Origin of the sequence: Streptococcus orisasini (assembly GCF_001431045.1) — a bacterium.
In the GTDB taxonomy this organism is placed as follows: domain Bacteria; phylum Bacillota; class Bacilli; order Lactobacillales; family Streptococcaceae; genus Streptococcus; species Streptococcus orisasini.
On the sequence record NZ_BCLE01000021.1, the window covers coordinates 1 to 6089 of the forward strand.

Annotated in this window: 3 protein-coding genes and 1 pseudogene; 3 read left to right on the forward strand and 1 reads right to left on the reverse strand. The window is 41.7% G+C overall.

Annotated elements, in window-relative coordinates; genetic code table 11:
* Positions 1 to 22 precede the first annotated feature (22 nt).
* Positions 23 to 388: pseudogene (locus tag SCSH_RS04005) on the reverse strand (alpha/beta hydrolase-fold protein); the annotation flags it as partial.
* 164 nt (positions 389 to 552) lie between these two features.
* Between SCSH_RS04005 and SCSH_RS04010 the strand changes: the two are divergent.
* The 3 genes from SCSH_RS04010 (at position 553) to asnS (ending at position 5992) form a co-directional block, all read left to right on the forward strand.
* Entirely contained in the window at positions 553 to 3015 is a 2463-nt protein-coding gene (locus SCSH_RS04010; protein ID WP_057490606.1) for a bifunctional DnaQ family exonuclease/ATP-dependent helicase, read from the forward strand.
* Between the two features lie 66 nt (positions 3016 to 3081).
* Positions 3082 to 4263, forward strand: coding sequence for a pyridoxal phosphate-dependent aminotransferase (locus tag SCSH_RS04015; protein WP_057490607.1), 1182 nt, complete (start codon positions 3082 to 3084; stop codon positions 4261 to 4263).
* Positions 4264 to 4645: 382 nt separating this feature from the next.
* Positions 4646 to 5992, forward strand: coding sequence for an asparagine--tRNA ligase (asnS, locus tag SCSH_RS04020; protein ID WP_057490608.1), 1347 nt, complete (start codon positions 4646 to 4648; stop codon positions 5990 to 5992).
* The last annotated feature ends 97 nt before the right edge of the window (positions 5993 to 6089 follow it).

The window sequence follows — 6089 nt, forward strand, 5'->3', positions numbered from 1 at the left end:
GTGTTGACTAGCCGGCCGCGGTGGCCCATCCCGTCCCGCCGCTACTGGCGGTTTCAGGTGTTGTTCCAACGTCTGTCATCCAAGGAGCGTATTCATTCAGCCGGTTGCTGCCAGCATTGTCAATCCCCACAATAATAAGCTTGGGAAGTTCCTTGTGCTGCTTAATGGTTGGGATAATTTTCCAGGAATAGCCTGAATAGGACTCTTTACTGTAAAAGATATTCTGGCCATCATGCATGTAAAGAACGGGATATGAAGCCCAGTCTTCCTTATCGTAGTCCTTAGGCAGAAGCACCCGGATCCGTCTTTTTTCCTGATAATAGGGCACCTCTAAATAGTGCTCTTTCATTTCAAGATAGTAGTTGTTTAGCTTGGTTTTCTTTTTCACAGCAGTCTCCCTTGCAAAATAGAATTAAGCCTATTATAACATAGAAAATTTTGAAAAAATAGCTGAAATGATTTTTGCACAGTGGTCCTCTGCCAATTGATTTGGAACTTAGAATTGGGAACAAGTCATCACTTTCCCTTTAAATATGGTATAATTTTAATGTTATGACGGAACGTAATTCAAGAAAGTATGCTGTGGTAGATTTGGAAGCAACAAGTGCCAGCAGCTCAGCTTCTATTATCCAAGTGGGCATTGTCATTATTGAGAATGATCGCATTGTAGAGACCTATGCAACGGATGTCAATCCTCACGAGAAGCTTTCTGAAGCCATTGTCAATTTGACCGGTATTACAGATGAGCGCTTAACAAAAGCTCCTGACTTTTCTGAGGTGGCTGCTGATATCTATGAATTGATTGCTGATTGTGTTTTTGTTGCTCACAATGTTAAATTCGATGCCAATCTTTTGGCCGAGCATCTTTTTTTAGAAGGCTATGAACTTTTAACTCCCCGTGTGGACACGGTTGAGTTAGCTCAGGTTTTTTATCCGACTTTTGAAAAATATTCACTGGGCAATCTGACGGAACTCTTGGGAATTGAGCTGTCAGATGCCCATACAGCCATTGCTGATGCTAAGGCAACGGCCGAGCTCTTTTTAAGGCTGAAAAAGAAAATGGCTGCCCTGCCTAGATTAACGCTGGAAAAGATTCTTGCCTTTTCTGACAGCCTGCTTTATGAGTCCAGGCTCCCAATCGAAGAAGTTTTTGAGGCGTCTTCAAGCCAGCTGACATCAGAATTTCAGGAAGTGGCAGGTCTTGTTTTAAGAAAAGAAGAGCCTGTTTTAAATGAACGCCGCCTGTCACAGGATTTTGCAACCAATATTGCCCTTTTAAATCTTGAAAACAGAACCAAGCAGCTGGAATTTGCTGCTTTGATTTCGGAGAGATTTGAAGAGAAGAAGGCAAGTTTTATAGAGGCTCAGTCCGGCATAGGAAAGACTTACGGTTACCTGCTGCCCTTGCTTGCCCGTGCTCAGACAGAACAAATTATTGTCAGTGTTCCCACTAAGGTTCTGCAGGATCAAATTATGGCTAATGAGGTTCAGGCCTTGCGAGAAGTTTTTCATATTAACTGCCACAGTTTAAAAAGTCCTCAAAATTATCTTAAGCTGGACAGCTTTTATGAAAGTTTAGCAAGAAACGATGATAATCGTCTGATTAACCGCTACAAGATGCAGCTTTTGGTTTGGCTTTTAGAGACCAAAACTGGCGATCTTGACGAAATCAGGCAAAAACAGCGCTATGCTGCTTATTTTGATGAAATCAAGCATGATGGCCGACTCAGCAAACACTCCCTGTTTTATGACTGTGATTTTTGGCAGAGGAGTTATCAAAAGTCTCAGAACAGCCGCTTAATTATTACCAATCATGCCTACTTGCTGACACGGATCGAAGATGATAAGGCTTTTGTGGAAAATAATATTTTGGTGGTTGACGAAGCGCAAAAATTATTTTTAACCTTGGAGCAGTTTTCTCAAAGTCAAGTTAATATGACTAAGACACTGCAGATTTTGAATCAACTCTTAGAAAATTCTCAGGATATTTTAGAAAAAAGACTGTTGGAGAGCATTCAGTTTGAGCTGAATCACGTTTTAACTCTTTTTCATAAACAGGGGAAAAAGCAGCTTAAGGCTGAGGATGTCAGCCGCTTGCGGCAGAATCTGACAGAGCTTGCTCTGCCGGAGCTGACAGATTTACAGTACTTGTTTAGTGACGTTTTTTCTGATTTTTGGTTTGAGGAGGATTTTTCACTGGATCACCGAATTGTACTGCTCAAATCTGCCCGTTTGGATTTCATTGATTTTACCAATTTTTTACCGCCGACTAAAAAGACTTACTTGGTTTCGGCCACTCTTCGCATCAGTCCTCAGGTCAGTCTGGCTAATCTTCTTGGTTTTACGACATTTAGTTTTGATAGTGTTCCAGGAGATAAGTCAGATCAGCAAGCTATTTGGGTTGATAGCAGTATGCCTGATATCAGTGAGCTGACAGATTTAGATTATGAGCGTCTGCTGACAGAACGTTTATTGGCCTTGTCTGAACTTCAGCAGCCTATGCTTGTTCTTTTTAATTCTAAGAAAACGATGTTTGCTGTATCTGAATTGCTTGATGAAGCAGGATTTTCCCATTTGACTCAGGACAAAAACGGTACACCTTTTAATGTTAAACGGCGTTTTGACCGAGGAGAAACTAATCTTCTTTTGGGAACCGGTAGTTTCTGGGAGGGAGTCGATTTTGTTGAGCAGGAACGGTTGATTGAGGTTATCACACGTCTGCCCTTTGACAATCCCGAAAATTTCTTTGTTAAAAAATTAAATCGTAGGCTCAGGCAAGAAGAAAAAAGTCCTTTTTATGACTATGCTCTGCCCAGCGCTATTTTGCGTTTGAGACAGGCTATTGGCCGTACTAAGCGGAAGAGCAAGCAGCTCTCTGCCGTTCTTATTTTAGACAGCCGAATCATTCATAAAAGGTATGGAAAGGTAATTTCTGATGCTTTATCTGCCCAATTTGCCTTGGCGAGTCAAAATTTTCAGAAGATTCTCGCTGAAATCGCTGATTTTTTGGTATAATAAAAGGTATTAGCGCATAATGCTATGAACCAATTTGCTTGAGAGAAAAAGAATGAAGGAGACAGGATGACTAAATTATCGAGGCGTGTTTTAGAAATAGAAGAATCAGTTACTTTGGCTGCCAGTGCGCGTGCTAAGGAACTCAAGGCTCAGGGCCGGGATATCTTGGAGCTGTCTGTAGGACAGCCGGATTTTGTGACCCCTAAGCATATTCAAGATGCAGCTATTAAATCTATCCAAGATGGCAGTGCTTCATTTTATACAGTTGCCTCAGGTCTGCCTGAGCTAAAAGATGCTATCAGTCAATACTTTGAAAATTTCTACGGTTATTCTGTAGAACGCAATCAGATAGCTGCAGGAACTGGTGCGAAGTTTGTGCTGTATGCGCTCTTTACGGCGCTTATTAACCCTGAAGATGAAGTTATTATTCCAACGCCTTTTTGGGTCTCTTATGCCGATCAGATCAAGATGAATGGTGGTGTTCCGGTTTTTGTCAAAACCAGTGAAGAAAATCATTTTAAAGCTGCTTTGGAACAGCTGGAAGCAGCAAGAACAGACAAGACTAAAATGATTTTGCTCAACAGTCCTTCTAATCCAACAGGAATGATTTACAGCAAGGAAGAATTAGAAGCCATCGGCAACTGGGCTGTGGAACATGATATTTTAATCTTATCGGATGATATTTACGGCCGTTTGGTTTACAATGGTGCTAAATTCACTCCTATTTCAAGTCTATCAGAAGCTATCCGTAAGCAGACGATTGTCATTAACGGTGTTTCAAAGACTTATTCAATGACTGGCTGGCGTGTTGGTTATGTTGTTGCTGATTCTGAAATTGTCGCAGCTATTTCTAAAATTGTCAGTCAGACAACATCCAATCTGACAACTGCAGCTCAGTATGCAGCCATCGAAGCTCTGACTGGAGCTCAGGACAGCGTTGAAGAAATGCGTCAGGCCTTTGAGAAACGTCTCAATACAGTTTACCCGCTTTTAGCAGAAGTTCCTGGTTTTGAAGTGGTAAAACCAGAAGGAGCCTTTTATCTGTTTCCAAATGTTAAAAAAGCGATGGAAATGAAGGGTTATACGGATGTGACTGCCTTTACAACTGCGCTTTTAGAAGAAGCAGGTGTTGCTTTGGTAACGGGAGCAGGCTTTGGCGCTCCTGAAAATATTCGCATGAGCTATGCGACCGACATGGATACTCTCAAAGAAGCTGTCCGCCGTCTTAAAGCCTTTATGGAAAACTAAGCAATGATTAAGTCTGATGACACTTTTAAGCAGACTTTTGTTTCCAACGCTCGGCTGGTAATCCTATAAAGTAAATGATGTTTCAGACAAGCTGAATTGAGATAAAATAACGACTGAAGATTTATCCCTGTTTTATGACTCTGAATTAGTAGGACGCTCAGATCTTGCTTATTTTAGGAAGGTGCTGGCAAATAGCCAGCACCAGTTTAAATGGACTTATAAGCGTCAAGAGCAAAAAAACATCTCGGGATAAATGCTAGCCTGTTACTGTTCAAAGTCAAACAAAACGTTATGATAAAACGTCTTCAGAACTTGTAATCAGCTTAACCTCCTATTCAAGAATTATAACGAAATAAGAAAGTAGAAAAGAGAATCACTATACATGTTTAAAGATTTAGTATCCATTATTGACGTTCCAAAACACGTTGGCGAAGAGGTGACTATCGGTGCCTGGGTTGCCAATAAATCAGGGAAAGGAAAAATTGCTTTTTTGCAGCTCCGCGATGGAACGGCCTTTTTCCAAGGTGTGGCCTTCAAACCAAACTTTATCGAAAAATTTGGGGAAGAAGCAGGGCTTGAAAAATTCACTGCCATCAAGCATCTGAATCAAGAAACGGCTGTTTTAGTGACAGGCATCGTCAAAGAAGATAGCCGTTCAAAATTTGGCTACGAATTGGATGTGACAGACCTTGACATTATAGGCGAGAGTGAAGATTATCCTATCACTCCTAAGGAGCACGGAACAGATTTTCTGATGGATCACCGCCATCTTTGGCTGCGCTCACGCAAACAAATGGCCATGATGCAAATTCGTAATGCTGTCATTTATGCCTCTTATGAATTTTTTGATCAAAACGGCTTCATCAAATTTGACAGCCCGATCTTATCAGGCAATGCTGCTGAAAATACGACAGATCTTTTTGAAACAGATTATTTTGGAGAATCTGCTTTCCTCAGCCAGTCCGGCCAGCTCTATCTAGAAGCAGGTGCCATGGCACTCGGCCGTGTCTTTGACTTCGGACCTGTTTTCCGTGCTGAAAAATCAAAGACTCGCCGTCACCTGACAGAGTTTTGGATGATGGATGCTGAATACCCCTTCCTGTCGCATGAGCAGTCCCTTGATTTGCAGGAAGCCTATGTCAAAGCGCTCATTCAGGGCGTTCTTGATCGGGCACCGCAGGCTCTTGAAATCTTGGAGCGTGATGTTGACTTACTCAAGAAATATGTGGCTGAACCCTTCAAACGTGTGTCCTATGACGATGCCATTACCCTTCTTCAGCAGCATGAAGCAGATGAAGATACGGATTATGAGCATCTTGACCATGGCGATGACTTTGGCTCGCCTCATGAGACATGGATTTCAAATTATTTTGGTCTGCCAACTTTTGTGGTTAATTATCCGGCTGACTTAAAAGCCTTCTATATGAAACCAGTTCCTAACAATCCAGATCGTGTCCTTTGTGCTGATTTGCTTGCGCCGGAAGGTTATGGCGAAATTATTGGCGGCTCTGAACGTGAAACAGATTACGATACCTTACTTGAAAAAATCAAGGAAAACGGACTAAATCCAGCTGATTATGCCTTCTATCTTGATCTGCGCAAATATGGATCAGTACCGCATTGCGGCTTTGGCCTTGGTTTAGAACGTATGGTAACCTTTATAGCAGGAACCAAGCATATCCGCGAAGCCATTCCATTTCCGCGTATGCTCCACAGAATTAAACCATAAGTAGTCTTGAAAAGAGGCTGCAGTTTTGTTCAGATAAAAACATTTTCTGAAAAAGTCATCTATTTTTATAGGGTGAAACATTGAGCCATAAATTTGG